Source organism: Paenibacillus sp. OK003, assembly GCF_900109515.1.
Lineage (GTDB): Bacteria > Bacillota > Bacilli > Paenibacillales > Paenibacillaceae > Paenibacillus > Paenibacillus marchantiae.
Map to the genome: position 1 here is coordinate 457,430 of NZ_FOBD01000001.1, position 17,948 is coordinate 475,377.

General features: G+C 46.2%; 15 protein-coding genes. 10 read left to right on the forward strand and 5 right to left on the reverse strand.

All coding sequences use genetic code 11. The annotated features are described in order from the left end of the window. Positions 1-182: 182 nt before the first annotated feature. On the forward strand, positions 183-1,022 hold the full coding sequence (locus BMW94_RS02155) for a YitT family protein (protein WP_062324740.1): 840 nt from the start codon (positions 183-185) through the stop codon (positions 1,020-1,022). A gap of 77 nt (positions 1,023-1,099) precedes the next feature. Here the strand turns inward: BMW94_RS02155 and BMW94_RS02160 are convergent, their stop codons facing one another. After that, positions 1,100-1,936 carry an IS3 family transposase gene (locus BMW94_RS02160; RefSeq protein ID WP_090993978.1) on the reverse strand — a complete coding sequence of 279 codons (837 nt, stop codon included), beginning with the start codon at positions 1,934-1,936 and terminating at the stop codon, positions 1,100-1,102. Further along, positions 1,924-2,250 carry a helix-turn-helix domain-containing protein gene (locus tag BMW94_RS02165; RefSeq protein ID WP_254790076.1) on the reverse strand — a complete coding sequence of 109 codons (327 nt, stop codon included), beginning with the start codon at positions 2,248-2,250 and terminating at the stop codon, positions 1,924-1,926. Before BMW94_RS02165 ends, BMW94_RS02160 begins: the two co-directional genes overlap by 13 nt. Positions 2,251-2,785: 535 nt before the next feature. Between BMW94_RS02165 and BMW94_RS02170 the strand changes: the two genes are divergently transcribed. Then, positions 2,786-4,942: a hypothetical protein gene (locus tag BMW94_RS02170; RefSeq protein WP_090993980.1), complete on the forward strand. Its 2,157-nt coding sequence runs from the start codon at positions 2,786-2,788 to the stop codon at positions 4,940-4,942. 172 nt (positions 4,943-5,114) lie between these two features. Here the strand turns inward: BMW94_RS02170 and BMW94_RS02175 are convergent, their stop codons facing one another. Next, on the reverse strand, positions 5,115-5,699 hold the full coding sequence (locus BMW94_RS02175) for a P-loop nucleotide/nucleoside kinase family protein (RefSeq protein ID WP_090993981.1): 585 nt from the start codon (positions 5,697-5,699) through the stop codon (positions 5,115-5,117). Between the two features lie 413 nt (positions 5,700-6,112). Further along, positions 6,113-7,891, reverse strand: a complete 1,779-nt coding sequence (locus BMW94_RS02185) for an ABC transporter substrate-binding protein (RefSeq protein WP_090993984.1) — start codon at positions 7,889-7,891, stop codon at positions 6,113-6,115. A gap of 391 nt (positions 7,892-8,282) precedes the next feature. On the opposite strand from BMW94_RS02185, the gene BMW94_RS02190 reads away from it, so the two are divergent. Together BMW94_RS02190 and yidC are read left to right on the forward strand one after the other, a co-directional pair. Beyond that, positions 8,283-8,633 carry a hypothetical protein gene (locus BMW94_RS02190; RefSeq protein ID WP_175480556.1) on the forward strand — a complete coding sequence of 117 codons (351 nt, stop codon included), beginning with the start codon at positions 8,283-8,285 and terminating at the stop codon, positions 8,631-8,633. Then, positions 8,570-9,436 (forward strand): membrane protein insertase YidC, encoded by an 867-nt coding sequence (gene yidC / locus BMW94_RS02195; RefSeq protein WP_079694471.1) that lies wholly within the window; start codon positions 8,570-8,572, stop codon positions 9,434-9,436. The genes BMW94_RS02190 and yidC overlap by 64 nt, the downstream gene beginning before the upstream one ends. Positions 9,437-9,572: 136 nt before the next feature. On the opposite strand, the gene BMW94_RS02200 is transcribed toward yidC, so the two are convergent. Then, positions 9,573-10,688: a helix-turn-helix transcriptional regulator gene (locus BMW94_RS02200; RefSeq protein WP_090993986.1), complete on the reverse strand. Its 1,116-nt coding sequence runs from the start codon at positions 10,686-10,688 to the stop codon at positions 9,573-9,575. A 129-nt stretch (positions 10,689-10,817) separates the two neighbouring features. On the opposite strand from BMW94_RS02200, the gene BMW94_RS02205 reads away from it, so the two are divergent. From BMW94_RS02205 to BMW94_RS02230, 6 genes are all read left to right on the forward strand, one after another. Further along, entirely contained in the window at positions 10,818-11,525 is a 708-nt protein-coding gene (locus BMW94_RS02205; protein WP_090993988.1) for a class I SAM-dependent methyltransferase, read from the forward strand. Then, the gene (locus tag BMW94_RS02210) at positions 11,509-12,606 is read left to right on the forward strand and encodes a saccharopine dehydrogenase family protein (protein ID WP_090993989.1); all 1,098 of its coding nucleotides are present in this window, start codon (positions 11,509-11,511) and stop codon (positions 12,604-12,606) included. The genes BMW94_RS02205 and BMW94_RS02210 overlap by 17 nt, the downstream gene beginning before the upstream one ends. Positions 12,607-12,695: 89 nt before the next feature. Then, on the forward strand, positions 12,696-12,989 hold the full coding sequence (locus tag BMW94_RS02215) for a hypothetical protein (RefSeq protein WP_063563436.1): 294 nt from the start codon (positions 12,696-12,698) through the stop codon (positions 12,987-12,989). Between the two features lie 80 nt (positions 12,990-13,069). Next, positions 13,070-14,362: an amidohydrolase gene (locus tag BMW94_RS02220; RefSeq protein WP_090993991.1), complete on the forward strand. Its 1,293-nt coding sequence runs from the start codon at positions 13,070-13,072 to the stop codon at positions 14,360-14,362. A 184-nt stretch (positions 14,363-14,546) separates the two neighbouring features. Further along, positions 14,547-15,929 (forward strand): dockerin type I domain-containing protein, encoded by a 1,383-nt coding sequence (locus BMW94_RS02225; RefSeq protein WP_090993993.1) that lies wholly within the window; start codon positions 14,547-14,549, stop codon positions 15,927-15,929. Between the two features lie 81 nt (positions 15,930-16,010). Then, on the forward strand, positions 16,011-17,939 hold the full coding sequence (locus BMW94_RS02230) for an S-layer homology domain-containing protein (protein WP_090993995.1): 1,929 nt from the start codon (positions 16,011-16,013) through the stop codon (positions 17,937-17,939). The last annotated feature ends 9 nt before the right edge of the window (positions 17,940-17,948 follow it).

Below are 17,948 nucleotides of genomic sequence, written 5' to 3' on the forward strand. Positions count from 1 at the left end.
AAAATGCTCTGTAGAGCCTAAAATAACAGTAATTTCAGATTCCTTTGTACAATTCGCGCAACAATTTGTATTATGTATACAAATTTTGCTCATGGCATGGTAGAATCTATCTTTGAGTGGTTATGACAACTTATGAAACTGGTTGATAGGTTGATTTTCTGATGGATTGGATGGAGTGCATGATGAAGAAAAGAATAACGGATATTCTATTTATTATGGCGGGTGCATTTCTGTTTGCACTTGCGGTAAACCTGTTCGTCATCCCGAATGATCTGGCTGAAGGCGGCGTTACGGGAATTACAATTATTTTGTATTATCTCTTTGAATGGTCTCCTGGGCTGATGAACTTGCTCTTGAATGGTATTTTGCTACTAGTGGGGTACAAGTTTCTGGACAGAACAACAACGGTGTATACCATTATTGCGGTGGTATTCAACTCGCTGTTCCTGCACCTGACCGAGAGCTGGACGATTGCATCAGACGAGCTCTGGATTAATACCATTTTTGGTGGATTATTTGCCGGTCTGGGTATCGGCTTGATTGTTAGAGTAGGCGGCACAACGGCGGGGACGGTTATTTTGGCCCGACTTGCCAACAAATATCTGGATTGGAACATCAGTTATGGACTGTTATTCTTCGATCTGATCGTGGCGTTCTCGTCGTTCTTCATTATCGGGCCGCAAGGGTTGATGTGTACGATTGTTATGCTGTTCGTCGGCACGAAAACGATGGAGTTCATTATTGAAGGGCTCAATCCGAAAAAAGCAGTCACGATTATATCTACGAAACAGGATGCCATTGCTCAGCAGGTCATTGAGAAGATGGATCGGGGTGTCACTGTCCTGTCTGGTCATGGCTATTATACGAAGAATCCGAAAGAGATCTTATATATTGTCATTAGCAAACAAGAAGTTCCAATGCTCAAGAAGATTGTGCGAGCGGAGGATGAAATTGCTTTCATAACGATCCATGATGTGCGTGACGTATTTGGTGAAGGGTTCATTGAGTTGTCCAAATCGTAATAAAACGTATATATAAGGAAGTAAGGAGCTGCGGTGTTTTGGTCAAGACCCCATTTAGTAGACATTATAAAAAGACCCTAGGCTGCAAACTGGCGTCGGTACTCTACCGGTGTCAGTTTTTTCAGTTTTCGTTGTGGCCGTTTTCGGTTGTAAAAATGGATATATTTTTCGATTTTGCTTTGTGCTTCGGCAACCGTTCGTATATGATAAGGATTGAGTCCTTCCGTTTTGAGATGCGAGAAGAAACTCTCCATAGAGGCATTGTCATAACAATTTCCTCGGCGAGACATGCTGATTCGGGCGCCAACCTTTGGCAGCATGTCGTGGTAAGCATGAGATGTGTACTGGAATCCTTGGTCGCTGTGAACGATCAGTCCGGTCACGTCTTTTTGCTTCGTAAACGCCTTGCTGAATGTGCGGAGCACCAGTTCATTGTCGTTGCGTTCGCCTATTTCGTAAGCCACAATTTCGTTATTAAACAGATCCTTTATGGCTGAAAGATATACCCAGCGCTCTCCCACACGATACTGGGTAATGTCGGTCACCCATTTCTGATTCGGCTTTTCCGCACGGAAGTCGCGCTTCAAGAGGTTCTCTGCTACACGCTGCGCAGGTGCATACGAGCTGCTGGAGCGTCGTTTACGACGGATTCGAGATTGAATTCCGAGCCTTTGCATCAGGCGGAGCACCTTTTTGTGGTTCATCCAAATCCCTTGATCTTGCCAAAGGAACAACTGGAGCTGTCGATAACCATATTTGCCTTCATATCGTTGATACGTTTGAAGCACCTGCTTCTTCGCCTTTGCATCGCGATCGATTCGTTTACGTTTTACATAGGCATAAAACCCACTCCGGGACACGCCAAACACCTGGCATAGTTTCTGGATATCACCGTATGCCGCTACTTTTTCCATGATCTGAAATCTCTCTTGTTTGCTTCCTCCTTCCAGGTTACCAAGCACTTTTTTAGCAATTCATTCTCCCGTTTCAGGTTTTGCACATAGCGGTCTTGATCCAAGTATTCTTTCCGTCGACCTCGCTGATCCATCAGTCCAAACTCACCTTGTTCCCGATATTTTCGCATCCAGCGCTTCATTCGTCCTGGGTCATGAATCCCCAGATGTTCATTAATCTTTCGATAAGTCCACCCCTCAACCGTATGCAGACGAATAGCCTCATTTTTTATCTTCTCCGAATACGTTTTAAACTTTTGTCCTTTAATCGCCATAAAAAAATGCACCCCCTAGAATTTCATCGGCTAAACCCAGGGGTTTTTCCAATGTCTATTCTAAGGGGTGCACTTCATTTATCACTGCGGCTTTTTTGATTTATATGGTGTAAAGTCGAAATTAAATGATCACGATGAGATCAGGCCTTGATTTGTTAATCATATGATCCGATACAGAAAATAGCTCGTATCGCTGGACATTAAGCGGCACGGCAGCACGGATAATCTGGCAAGAGAACAGCGGTGAAAAATAAACGTAAAGAGAGCGGTCAGAATAATCTTACCTTTTGGGTTAAGTGGTATTCTGCCGCTCTCTTTCCGATGTGATATTTTCTAATCTGTAATTATAAGATATAATATGCATTAATCAGGCTATGGTATCCCTTCCTTCTGAACTCTTACAATGGTATTAGGGGACCGCTTCCCTGATTTTTTTAGTTTTTTGGACTGTGTCATACATATGAAGAATCGCCACGAGTTAGGCCAAGTTATACCAATGCTGAATATATTATCGTCATGTGGGAGAGTACAAGTGATGGACTTATTCTCAATCTATTTCAGCAGGAATTTGAAAGTGATCATCGCAGAGCGCGAGGGCAAGCTGCCTGTGCGTATATTGGCGACTGCACTGAGAAATTTGGAATCGCTGGGATATACGTTTTCGACGAAACTGATAGATGTGCTGCGCACCTGGGAACGTAATAGATTCATTTCCTGGTTCGAACGGCTGATGGACGAGCTTCGGCAGATAAAAGGAATCAACTTAAAGGAAACCCTTCTGTATCCCAGATTTCCCAAGAAAAAAATGAGTATTCAGGAAAGTCAATTTTATTTAAATACTTTGATGAATTCATGGAGACAGCAGCTTCTTGAAAAAAAGCAGGAACAGCGCATATTACTGCTGAACAAGCTGCGACTGCGTGTGATTCATCTCGGCAGTGAAGCAGATTTTTACCAAGTGGGAATGGACCTGCTTACAGCAAAATCTTCGCTGACGCCAGTTGCAAGAGAACAATTGATCTGGTTTGCAACAAAGTACGAAGGCTGGTCTGCATTTGAGCCTGAGGCAGGGCAAATACCTGTGAGGGAAAATGCAGCCGTTTATTGTGCGGCTTTATTGAAGGCAGGGCGTGCTTCGGTGAAGCAACTCCAGCGACATTTGCGCACAGCAACAGATATATTGCGGCTGGCAGTGGCGTGCTCCGAGGGAGATGTCAGTCTGAAGGAGAACACCCGCTTCCGTTCATTTACCCGATCTGAACGTCGGATAATACTTGCTTTATTGGAGGGTGCTTCGGACCCGTTACAAGATTTGTTTCGATATAAAGGGCGCTGGCAAAGATTGGCCGAGCGACTGCATCCGGGTGAATATCGTCACCGTTATCCAGGGGCCGTAGCGGCGCTGGACCAGTTGCGACGTGGGGAACGACCGCTTACCTTTCATGGCCGAGTGGAGCGGGCATTTGAACAGAAGGATAACCAGCTTATTCTGGAGACGCTTGCGGAACGTCCGGGAGAGATGGTCGGTCAGCTGGACCGAATGATACGTTCCGGTGTTCCGGTGCAGCAAGTGATCGGCAAAATGGAAACTGTGGGAGAGGAAGTATCAACAAGGGCGCTGCTTCGAGTGTTGGCCCATTTTGGCACACGGATGCAGTTTCAGGTCAGGAGGAGCTTTTTCCGCAAAGGCAACATGGCAAATCTGTATGTCTCCACTCAGCCGTTGCAGCCCCTCAACGTTGAGGATGTTCATGCGGTGACATCGACGGTAGAGCATACACTGTTGAAACGGTTTGCCTTGCTACCACCACTCGGTAATGTCTACATTGATGAAAGACTTCAAGAGTTTTCAGTTCCATGGGGAAAACGCCGGGCAAGCGAATCTCTTCGAGCTCTATCGCGTGCGTCATGGATATCGTTACCCACAGGAGATACCGTTCGTTTTTTTCTGTGGTGGAGAGAAGGCCTGGGCGGTGATGAGCGAATCGAGAGTGTGGATACCGATCTGTCGGGTGTACTGTATGATGAGGATTGGCGTTATATGGACCAAACATCCCGGACCCCTCTGCAATCGAATGAATATATAGCTGCAAATAGTGGGTTTATAGTGTCTGCACCGGATGGAGTGGCGAAGTATATGGATCTGCATTTGCCGTCCGTTTCTAGGTTAGGGGCACGTTATATTGTAATCATGGTTAACGCATTCAAGGATAATGCTATCCAGGATTTGCCGGAGTGTTATGCTGGCTGGATAATGCGTCAGGGGCCGCAGTCGGATGAAATGTTCGAACCTTCAACGGTGCAGGAGCGAATTGATCTGACGGCAACTTCCCGTAGTTGTATTCCGGCCATTATTGATGTACAGGAGCGGCGCATTTTGTGGTGCGATCTTGGATTGAAGAGACAGCCTAAAGCGCATCATCCGGTGGGGGACAACAAAGCCGATGTGGCCTTGATCGCCCGGGCAATGACGGAGTTGAAACGACCGGATTTATATACCTTATTCATGCTTCACGCTAAAGCGCGGGGAACATTAGTTGAGACATTAGGGATGGCCAATCTCGTATTTACAGCGGAACTGGAATCCAATCGTGTGGCTGAAGTGGCAGAGTATCTGACAGAAGGCCCACCGGTGGAACGCACTGTGATTACACCTCTGGAGCAAGAGTATATTATGAAGCAGTTTTTGTAACGAGGCAGGTTCGGATGTTTGGTCATAGTTCATTGTAAATAGGGGTATTTGTCACGTATGGACCTGCGCGGGTCACATGACAAGTACCCCTTTTGGGTGTGGATTATATTTCTGAGCATATAAGCAGCATGAAAGAGATACGGAGAAGTTAAAGGTGACTCCATTTCATATTTTATTCGTACATTCGTTGTTCGACTTCAGCAAAAGCGATATCAGGGCTCTCATCGGAGTTATCGATATAAGCCACGGCTGAGGAGGGCAACGGCCAAGCCACTTGTTTACGGGCAAGTGAAGCTGTGAAGGCATCCCAGTTCTCCAGCTTCCACTCATCCAGCGGGGATTGTCTGGCTGTAATCCGCTCATGATACAACGCTTCATTAGCAAGATAAATATAGGCCACACGTACATCCGTATCATCGAGGGAACGTCCAATTCGTGCGAGTTCCTGTTCGATCCAGTCTGGAGTTCCTATTTCTTTGGTAAAGGGCCCTACAACAACTGTATCGATACCCAATTGCACGTTGTCCAGTGCAGCATCCATCGTAATACGGTATCCCAAATCACGGCACAGCCGTTTGTATTCCGGTGAATCCCGATCGGATGGATCGAGTCCCTGCAGGGTCATTATTGCTTCAGCAGCTGGACGCAGCAGGATGTCCATATCAAAGAAAGCAGCTTTATGTTTACGCGAGAGGGCTTTGGCAAGGGTTGTTTTGCCGCTCCCGGCCCCGCCAAGAAAGAAAATCAGTTTGCTCATGGTTTGAATTGCCTCCTCATAATGAATAGAAAGAATATGTAATGTCTGAGTAAGAATAAGAGATTCATGATGATACCTCTGGTGTGAAATGACTTGTTTATTTTATCATAAACGCCTCCAATTGATAGCTTCCATGTTTGCGTTGCAAATCATCTATTCGTTAGCGATGACCACCGGGAAGGCTCCGATTCTTAGCATTGTTTTTCCTTTTATTGGATACGGAAATCACCTGATGTTTGATTATGCTATGCTCGGTTTACTTCTCGGTGTGTACCGTCGGAAGGATACCATTTCCAAGAAAAATGAAAAAAGACGGCAGAAGGTGGATGCCGACCCAACGACCAGTTCATAAGCATGCAAAATCATTACCGCATCTTGAAACGAAGGGATTGTAATGCTCGTTAAATGATTATTCACAGGAACCAGATGTGCCTGAGGTTTACCCATCCCTGGCTGTTGAAGGAGAGGCCACGAACGGAAGGCAGGTAGGCAGTCTCCACAGGTTTTTCAGTCAAATGGAATAATAGACTTTGTTGCGCCAAAAATTGTTCAATCCGGTTGAGTTCGGCAGTTCGGTCTGCGGATATTTGCGAAGCAACAACGGTTTGCAGCATCTCTTGTACACTCTTCTTGGAAGAGTCCTCCAGATGTTCGGATAAAGTGAGATAAAGATCGTATCTGCGCAATTCCTCATCCCGGTCCCGAATCAGGGAGAAGAGAATCAGATCGGATTCCAGTCTCAGGTTCCCTTTGAATTGCTCCATCGTGCCTATGCGGACAGTACATGTGAAGCCGTACATTTCCAATGACAATGCCAAACGTCTGGCATCCATCCGATATTGAGGAATGGTTGCGATGTGCAAAAGTATAGGGATGTCAAAAGTGCGGTGCTGAGACAAATGAGTTAACTTTTCTGCATTCATCAACACTTTATCAGCATCTGCTGGATCACCTTCATTACTTTCATTCATGCCATTCCCATATAATTCAGCAATACATGTCTGAACATGTGCTCTTATTTTCGGATCGCTTAGCGGTCCGGTTTTTTGTGTATTACAAGTAAGAAATTTGCGTACCATCACGCCTGCACTAATCTGTGTCCAGTCCTTACCCTCAGACGAGGATGGATTATGAACAAGGTGAAAGAAGGGAGATTCGATATCTTGCTTTTCATCCAAATGTGCAGGGGCACTCCACGGAATTTGTAGAATATCTACCCGGTCCAGATGGGCTCTGCCTTGAAAATACAACGGAAAAACTTCAAGTCTGCACAGGTGATCATCCCAGGTTGTGATCTTGAAAGGGCCTGTTCCTATAGGCTTTTGCATGGTAATCGGTAGATCAAGTTCATTGTCTCCATCTTTATGTTGCCCGTACGTGGCTTGTGAAACAATCGCTGCACGGCTCGTAGAAAGAAAGGGCAAAAACAGTTCATGAGGGGTTTTAAGCTTGAAACAAACGGTCAAGGGATCTGCTGCTTCAATCGATAGAATTTGTTTACTCACATCGCGGTATAATGTCCGCCGTTCTGTGGATTGCAGTCGTTCAAATGTATACACCACATCCGCGGCTGTCAGCAGATGTCCATTGTGAAAAGTAATCCCTTTACGCAAATAAAAAAACCATGTTTTCCGATCTGAACTGACATCCCAGGTATGAGACAGACAGGGAATAATCTCTCCGTGTTCATTACGTTGAACCAGCCCGTCGAACACATGACTGGTGACAAAAGATTCGGCCAGCAAATTGATATAAAGGGGATCAAGCGCATGCAGCTGTTGGCGGATCGGTAACCTGAGCGTATCAATTCGCTCATTATGGCTACCAGCTTCCGTATGGTGTCCAGAATAACCAAGCAGCCACTGGTTTAGGTGATCCTGCATTGTCATAGAACTGGAGAAAGCACCAACCTGTTCGGCAGCTTGCCTCAACTCGCGGCAATTCATGGCCTGCATCATGTATTCTGCTGCAATTTGATCAGCCGGAACAAGCAGGGTCAGCGTAGAACGCCGTCCACGTCCGCGCTGGGACACCCACCGAATCCATTCGTGGGCAACCATTTTTTTGACGATTGTTAACGTGTTACGGTGTGTACACTCGAGTAGTTCCGCGAGGTCAGATAGCGTTACTTCATGTTCTAATAGTTGACCAAACCGGCTATGAAGCAGCAAATATTGCTGATGTAATTTCAAGGTTTTGATTCCTCCTGGAGGTTGTAGCTGAACGCAATATAATAAAATAAGAAGTTTTATCGTTTTTAATTTCTATTTATATTCTTATTTTATCATCTAAAATGAAGCCTAGAAAGTTTAATGGAGGTTTTTCCCATGATTGATGCTTTTGCCCAGAGAGAGTACCCGAATTTGAAAGGGGAAATGTTGGAGCGTCAAGCGAGCTTCGACTTGGATGAAACAGACAGAGTTCCTGGGCTTCTTTTAATATGGCAATACATAGAGCTAAGCTAGAATTGTCCAAATTGAGAATGGAATAAATTCATCTATCTGTTTTCCAGCAATGAATTTATGCAAAATCCATATGTAAGTGTTATACTATAAAAACTAACCTATAAAGGGGGTGAATCCCTTGTTTGAACTTCAGGAATTGATACCGTATATATTTTCACTCGGACTCATTTTCACAGTCAGTTACGCGTATATTGCCCATCTGCATTGCGGCATTACAGAGTACTGGATGGAAGGTGGGGCCGGAGGTGGTCTGGAACCTGGATTGCCAACCTTGGCCTTGGACGGACAACACAGACCTGAAGCTTTAAGTCGAATCGTCAGACGAAGAGAATCCCCGGATGAAGATGAACCAGATTGCCATTCCTCGTTGTATGTACTTTCTACAAATCAACGAGGAGGATATATATGGAACATAAGACAAGCAAGGGGTTCACTTTTACATCTGGCAAGGGACGGATCTATGGCCTGATTGCAATTCTTTTTGCAGTGATGCTACTGGCTGGATGCAGTAACAACGTCTCAGAGATTAATTCATCAACACCGGGGTTCTTTAACCATTACGTTGTATTTCCATTGTCGTATCTCATTCAGCACATCGCAACGATATTTAATGGAAGTTATGGGGTAGCCATTATTGTGATTACCCTCGTAATCCGTCTTGCGTTGCTGCCATTGATGATGCGACAAGCAAAATCTCAGCAAGGTACCCGAGTGATCATGAATGCTATGAAGCCGGAGATGGATGCGCTCAAGAAAAAGTATGAGGGCAAAAACGACCCGGCCGATAAGCAGAAGCTTTCGCAGGAAACGATGGAGCTGTACAAGAAGCACAAGTTCAATCCGCTGAATATCGGATGCTTGCCAATGCTGATTCAGTTGCCTATTCTGTCAGGTATCTACACGGCTATTCGGCTTACGCCGGAGCTATCTTCTCACTCTTTTCTGTGGTTCAAATTAGGAGCGCCTGACTATGTGCTTGCAGTCGTGGTAGCAATAATTTATCTGATCCAAGCCAAAGTTTCGCAAGCCAATATGGCGCCGGAACAACGAAAACAATTCGCAATCATGGGATATATATCTCCTTTGATGATGGCCTTTTTCTCTTTGTCGGCACCTGCAGCGATGCCGCTGTATTGGACGATCGGCGGTTCATTCCTGGTCTTGCAGACGTTATTGTTCCGCAAATTGTATCCGGTTGAACACCCGCAAGAGCCCGTGGCTGTGCAGGTAAAGAACAAAAACATCAAACCTGCGAAGCCCGCTAAGTCCTAAGTGTTTACTCATGAGAATAGAATCATATAATTTAACGTATGCGTTGATATAACGGATATTCTGCACCATAATGTAGCGCAAAGATGCCTTGTCCCATGGGACAAGGCATCTTTTTTTGTATGTCCAGTTATAACATTCAAATAGCTGGTTCATCAGACAACTGGAAACGGGATACGAAATACCAGATTAACTCACGGCGGGAGGATACGTCTGTTTTGGCAAAAATGGATTTTAAATGATCCTGTACCGTGTAAGCTGATATATGCATCGCTTCCGCAATTTCTTTGGAAGAATAACTGCGCAGCACGTAACCCAATAGTTCTCGTTCCCGAATGGACAACCCATGACTCTCGGCGAGTAACGGCAGTAAGTCCTGCGGCATAGCCTGTTCAAGCCTGATCGCAATCTGCTCCGGACCTGAAAACTGCTGCATGCGGCTGGCATGAAGCACAAGGTAACGGCCATCCAGGAGTTGAATGCAGACTTTGGAAGGCGAATGAAGGATAGGTTCTTGGGCAATCATCAAATCGGTATCTGTACGAATCTGACGCAGTAAATGCGAACTGACTGCACGGACGGGGCGTGGCAATACATCTGGTCCCACCTGCTCCAGTAAACGTAATTGCGATAGCCAATACTGAGCGGGAGCATTCATGGATAACAGCTCGAAAGCGTCTGATGTGATCATAATACCTGGGTTCGAGGGACTTCCGCTCTTCATCTCGTCCATAAGAGTCAGACTTGTAGATCGTAACATCAATGCAATAGAAGGTGTCCAGGCTTGAATGCTCAGTCGTTCCTCTTCCGTGAATACGGGTTGTTCCGTCTTGCGATATAGGGTTAGATATCCCCAACAGGCTCCGCCACTGACCAGTACAGCCCGAAGTTCATCACCGAAACCTGCGGGTTGAAGGATGTTATGATACCGAGCGCTTGCTATAGGGTTTTCGCTTATCGATTCATGAAGGATTGCTGTATACTCACCGCTGCGAATCAAACCAGCATACTTATGTATGTCTTCTTCCATGTATTCATTAACGAACAGCAGATCATGAATGGCTTCAATGCCGTCTTCCGTCACGGCACCCGTTGAGAGAAGAGTCTGTGGATCAACCGTTGTGAAGCAATACGCGTCATAGGGAACGATATTCTGAATTTGTTTCAGTGCAGCTTCCCGGTAGGTGCGTGAGGTCCAGGTTCCTTTTTCGAGAGAAGTAATGAGTCGCTGGTTCCGTTCTATACGTGATGTCATAAAGCTTTCTCCTCTCCTCATGCAGATATCCCATTGTTCTGGGATTGTACGCTCTGCGTATCCTTTTATAATGAAATTAGACGAACGAAGAGTCAAGTCTAACTTGAATCCATGAGGAGTGTAGTATCAATGGACCACAATCAACCATCTATGAGCTGGGATACGGCGGATGAAAACCGTTACGAACAATCGATAGCCCTGAAAATTCCGGGTTATTCTCATATGCATGATCTGATGGAGCGACTGCTTGCCGCTTCTATCACGGATAACAACGAAGCTAAAATACTAATTGTCGGAGCAGGTGGAGGTAAGGAAATGGCTCTGCTTGGTTCTCGCCATGCGGGATGGACGTTTACCGGAGTAGATCCTTCCCAGCCGATGCTTCAGTTAGCAGAGAGAAGAGTCCGGGAGGCGGGGATCGAAGCCAGAGTGCAACTTAAATCCATGACGCTTGATGTGTTGCCGGAAGAGGGTGTATACGACGGGGCGACAAGCATGTTAATGCTTCATTTTATTCAGGGGATCGAGTCCAAAAGACGGTTCCTGTCCAATCTAGCGGCCAGACTCAAGCCTGGGGCGCCACTCATTATTGCAGCAGTGAATGCCGATCTTCATTCGCCTGTATATCCAACCATGATGCAAGCCTGGCAGGATCACATGTTAAGTAATGGTATTCAGCCTGAAGAATGGGAGCGGTTTGCAGCTTCCCTTGACCGAGAGTCGGACCCCATCTCATCTGAACAAATGATAGAGCTGATGAAAGAATGCGGATTCTCGCACATTACACGTTATTTCGGAGCATTCTGGGTGGAGGGATATTATGCGAAACGAAACTAAAACAGAGTCAGTGAAAGACCAGATTTGGGTTGTTGGCGGATATGGTCAGGTGGGGCAAATGATATGTACGCAACTGGGACGCTCATTTCCCGGCAAAGTATGGGCGGCAGGTACGCGGATGAACCGGGCTGAGGAATTCAGCCGATCTACGGGTGGTATAGTCCAGCCGCTTCAATTAGATGTACGAAAAGCGATAGATCCTGTTGTGCTTCAATCGGTCAAGTTGGTGATCATGTGTGTGGACCAGACGGATACCCGATTTGTCGAGGCTTGTGCGAAAGCAGGGACAGATTATATCGATATTTCGGCCAATTATGATTTTCTGGGTCAGGTCGAACAGCTGCATTCCAAAATGCAGCGTTCCAAAGCAACAGCCATGCTTAGTGTGGGACTGTCGCCTGGTGTGACCAATCTGCTTGTGCGTGAAGCAGGTGCCCATATGGAGCAAGTAGACGAAGCGGACATTACCGTCATGCTGGGACTGGGTGAGAAACACGGAAAAGCCGCGGTGGAGTGGACTGTGGATCAGATGAATGCTACCTATCAGGTCATGAAAAAGGGTAAGCCAGCCGAAGTGCAAAGTTTTCACGATGGTAAATGGATTGATTTTGGCGCAGATCTGGGCCGCAGGAAAGCATATCGGTTTAACTTTTCGGATCAACACGTCGTTGCTCGTACACTTGATATTCCAACGGTGTCCACCCGGTTATGTCTCGATTCCCGTTGGATGACCAGATCCATGGCAATCTCGAAACGTATTGGGCTGTTCACGCTACTGCGTATTCCCTCCCTTCGTAATGGTACGGTCAAGGCTTTTGGGATTATTCCAGGAGGCGAGCCGATGTTTGCAGTTAAGGTAGATGCAGTGGGATGGAAAAAGGGCAAACCAGTCCATGTGGAGCAGCTGCTGGTTGGTGAGCGTGAAGCAGATGCAACAGCAGCAGTTGCGGCGGCGGTAGCGGAGCGAATGTATCGGACGGAGCTGCCGCATGGCGTTTTTCACATTGAACAATGCCTTTCCTTGCAGCATATTCAGGAAGCACTTCGTTTTCCATTGAAAGTAACAACGAAGATTACGTAAATCATATATGTGGTTGGATCATTTTTTTGCTCAGGCTCTCCGATCTGCTATGATGGAACAAATAATCATGGATAGAACGGAGGCAGATCATGAACTGTATTGCTGTATTGCCTTATTACAAAGTACAGAGAGAAGTGACGGGGCTCGCACAGGAAGTACTGCATAGCGATCGGTCCATGATCCTGTACTCGGACAAGATTGTAACGAAATACCGCGAGTTTAATATTACGGAAGTGTTCGACATGTCCTTTCGGAGAATGGGGAATGAAGGTGGTTTTTTCTATCTACATACCAGCACCGGAGTCTATCCTTATATGGTCAACATAGATCCCAAGCCTTTTATCCAAAGTTTCAGAACGATGACGACTCAAAAATTAACTTAGTCTTGACCTTGCCGTTACGTGAAGGCTTATCCTCGGATTTGGAAGTAAGGCAATCCAAACCTAGAGGAGTTGTGAAACGAATGAGTATATTAATCCAGCAAGCCACAATCGTAACGATGAAAGACACCGATTCCCCCTTCAAGGGGGATATTCGCATTGTAGGCGACCGTATCGCAGAGATGGCTCCCCACATTCAGGCTCAACCGGGTGATGACATTATGGATGGTCAACATAAAGTGGCCATGCCGGGCTTGATCAATGCTCACCAGCATACACCGATGAGTCTGTTGCGGGGATTCTCGGATGATCTGAAGCTGATGGACTGGCTTGACCGTAAGATGCTTCCTGCAGAAGCAAGGATGACACCCGAAGATATATATTGGGGAGCACAATTATCCATCGCCGAGATGATCCGTTCAGGAACTACAGCTTACGCTGATATGTACATTCACATGAATGAAATCGCAGAAGCGGTAACGGAAACCGGTATTCGGGCATCGCTCACACGCGGCATGGTATTCATGGAGGATGACGGAGGGCGCAGATTACAGGAAGCGGTCGATTTGGTGCAACGTTGGTCGGGTAAGGCTGAGGGTCGAATCACGACGATGTATGGCCCGCATTCTCCCTATACTTGCCCAGTAGAACCTTTGCGGGAAGTCATCGCGATGGCGGAACAGGAGAACGTGCCTATCCATATTCATCTGGCTGAGACGAAAGAGGAAGTTGTGAAGATTCGTGAACGCTATGGTATGACGCCAACGGAGTATTTGGAAGAGGCAGGTATGTTCGAAAAACTACACGTACTGCTTGCGCATGGCGTACACCTGAATCGCAGAGATATTGGCAGATTGAAAGGCATGCGTGGTGGAGTAGCGCATAATCCGGTCAGCAATCTGAAGCTTGGCTGCGGAATTGCCCCAATTACCGAGATGATTGCACAGGGAATTAATGTGGGTCTTGGAACTGACGGGGCAGGCAGTGCGACAACCATCGATATGTTTGAAGAGATCAAGGCTGCGACCTGGCTGCAAAAGCTGGATTATGGTGATCCTACCCGGTTGTCGGCAAGAGAGGTACTACACATGTCTACACGGGGAAGTGCAGGTCTGTTGAACCTTCAGGATGAAGTAGGTGTGCTGGAAGTTGGGCGCAAGGCCGACCTGATTCTGATTGATCTGAAGAAACCGCATTTGCAGCCGGTTCACGAGCTGGAATCATTGCTTGCATACAGCGTGAATGGAGCTGATGTAGATACCACCATTGTGAATGGTCGTGTACTGATGAGAGGCAGGCAGCTGCTAACGATAGATGAGGAAGAACTTTTCCGTCAGGTAGAGGTTCGTTCGAAGCGTATTGTGGAAGGGATTTAAGTATTGGGACTGAAAATTGAATGGAATCGATCGTGTGAAACGTCTTGAACCATTGGTTCAAAGGCGTTTTTTTTCGTATTTTGCTAGGAATTGGTTTTTTCATGTTCAGAATCGGTTCAGAAGGGAGCGATATACTTGATTTATATTTTTAAAAATTTGAAATTTATCAAGGGGGTACATAAAGGTGAAGGATAAACCAATTGGAACAAGATTTGCGCCACTAATGAAAAAAAGTATGCTGACGGCGCTGGGGCTCGGAATCGCCTTGCCACTTGGAAGCACAATCCCTTCGGTGCAAGCTGGAGCACCATCAAGTCAAGCCATAATCACCGCACCTGTATTAAACGAAGATATTAACTGGCTGGCGGAAACCTCAGCTACGAACGGGAGTGAACAGAGATCCATAGTGGTAGATGGTTCGTTCGTAACCGTTGATTTGATGGATTATTTATCCTCCTTCGATCTGGTGAACGACAATGAACTGTACGCTGAATCGAACGATACCTCCGTTGCGTCAGCAAGGGTTAGAGAAGGACATTTGATTGTGCAAATCCAGAAAGCGGGTACAGTCACCATTAAGTTGCTTGCCAAACACACTTCGGGGACATCCATTCAGGATCATCTAGAGCTACAGGTTACGAAACAAGGAGATACCAACGGAGACGGTAAAGTTGACTCAAGAGATGCTAAAGCTATTTCGGATTTCCTAAACACGCCTAGATTTCGAGGACCAACGATGAGTGAACTCAATCGCATGGATGTAAATCGTGATAGTACGCTGAATATGACAGATTTGAGTGAGTTGTTTAGAGGATATACGCAGCGCAGTTTGGGAGCCACAGATAACCATTATGTCTTGACGTTTAAGCAGATTCAGGATGCTCCATATGCCGTGAACGCTGAACTGACGGGTGAGATGAAAATGGGAAGCACCATTACCGGTACATACAATTACTTGGACCTTGAGGGTGACGATCAGGGTGATAACCCATTGTATCAGTGGTACAGTGCTTCTGATGTTACAGGAATAGACAAGCAAGAAATTACAGGTGCCACGTCAAAAGAGTACTTGATCAGGGTTGAAGATATTGGAAAGTACCTGTTCCTGAAAATCACTCCACAAGCGATGAAGGGTGAGATTAAGGGAGAAGGGGTTATCGTGGGTGGAACCGCAGCTGTGACTCAGGGTGCTTTAAGTGCCGACGTACAAAGCTTGTCTCCAGTCAATGGAACTACTGGAGTTGGGGTCAATGATCCTTTGGTCATTACGTATACCGTTCCTGTTTATGATGTACCTCAGCGTTCCGGAATTTACATCAAGATCAGAGATTTAACAGAGAACCAAATCGTTAAGGAATACTCCGTTAAAGATCAAGATTACACCATAAACGATAATATTGTCACGATCACTAACCCAGGATTGACTTATGGTCACCAATATTCAATAGAAGTACCATGGTTTTTCTTTTATGGAGGCGAGGATTCTCATTATGTTAATCCAATCGGATTAAGCACACTGCTCATGTGGACATTTACAACCGAAGAAGGTCCACCACCAACTCCTTAATATTCACGTAGTTCAACTGTGGAGAAAGTTCAAAACACCAATAATAAATATCATCTCAAGTCACGAGAAGGAGGTCATTCCATGTTCCAAACCAGAAAGAAGCAGATCCGGGCCACTGGAAAAATATCCAAACTGCTTGTCATCATTGCACTGTTCTCATCCCTTGTGCTGCCAGGTGTGGCCGGAGCTGCACCGGACAGACCGGTGAAAATTACGCTTGATAACGTCAGTGTACAAGCAGGCCAGTCGGTGCACGTTCCCGTGAAATTTGAAGTACCTGATTATGGAAGAATCGGTGCCTATAATATGCAGGTGGAGTATGACGCATCTGCATTGCAGATTATAGCCATTACTCCAACGCACGGTAAGACTGAAATTCCGGCATGTCAAACGGACGAGCAAGGCTGCTTCCAGTCTTATTATGATAACGAAGCAGGTTGGGCTCGTATCATTTGGTCCGATTTCACAGGCGATCATCGGCTTACATCCACACAGCAGCTATTTGATATTGAGATTAAAGCTAAAAGCGGCACTGCTGCCGGGACAAAGCAATTGGTTATCGATACGTTAGACAGTGAGCATTTGAGCTTAAACGATTCAGGATATGGGGTCCTCAGCCAGCTTACAGGCGGAACGATAACGATTACATCTGGTACGACACCAGTAACACCATCTCCCGGATCAGGAAGTTCAACAGGTGGTTCTAACACCACTTCACCAGTCGTTACACCTGTTCCGTCTACTGCGGTAACAAGCAAAATTGTAGATATCTATGTAAACGGTCAAAAGCAGGAACAATCGGCAACCGCAGAGACCGCAACGGTAGAGAACCGAGTTGTAACTACGGTGAAGGTGGATAACGACAAAGTGCTGAACCAAATCAGCGACGGACTCAAAACGTTGTTGCTGCCAGTAAGCGGCACAGGAACCAATACAGTAATTGGTGAGCTGAATGGCAAACTGATTAAGGCCATGGAAAACAATAATGCAGAACTGGTTATTCAGACAGATCAAGGGACATACACCCTTCCTGCAAATCAAATTCGGATTGATTCAATTTCCAAACAATTGGGGACATCGGCTGACCTTGAGGATATCGTGATTCAACTGACGATTGCGCCAGGCTCTAAGGAAGAACAAGCAGCTGTGACAGCAGCGGTGAAGAAACAAAATAATGCATCTGTCGTAGCATCTCCGGTCGATTTTAAGGTGAGCGCAACTCATGGAGGAGTACGGGTAGACATTGATCAGTATAGCGCTTATGTTGAACGCTCGATTAATCTCCCGGAAGGCGTGGATTCGTCGAAGATCACAACGGGCGTAGTGCTTCTGCCAGACGGAAGCATTGTACATGTACCAACCAAAATCGTTCAGGCAAACGGAAAGTATTCTGCTGTCATTAACAGCCTGACCAACAGCACTTATGCGCTGATCTATCATCCGGTAACATTTGACGATGTATCGAATCACTGGAGCCGCAGTGACGTGCAGGATCTGGCATCACGCCTGATTGTGCAAGGTATAGGCGAGAACAGTTTCTCACCGGATCGCAGCATAACACGTGCGGAATTTACAGCCATCTTGCTGCGCGGCCTTGGACTTCATTCCACCAAAGGCACTGAAAAGACAGCATTCAAGGACGTGCAGACAGGAAGCTGGTATGAAAATGACGTACAAATTGCAGTTTCCTATGGACTGATTAGTGGTTATGCGGATGAAAGCTTCCATCCCAATGGCAACATTACACGGGCCGAAGCCATGACTATTATCTCACGTGCATTGGATTTGGTTGAATTGGAACAGGCGTCAGCATCCGAGACAGAAGAGTTGCTAAGCACCTTCACGGACAGTGGAATCGTACAAAACTGGGCTGCAGAAGGAATAGCTTCAGCCGTCAAGCAAGGTCTGGTGCAGGGCACAGATGGCAAGTTGATGGCGAATACCGCAATTAGTCGTTCACAAACTGCAGTCATCGTGAAAAGATTGCTTAGCAAAGCCGGACTAATCTGATATTTCTCT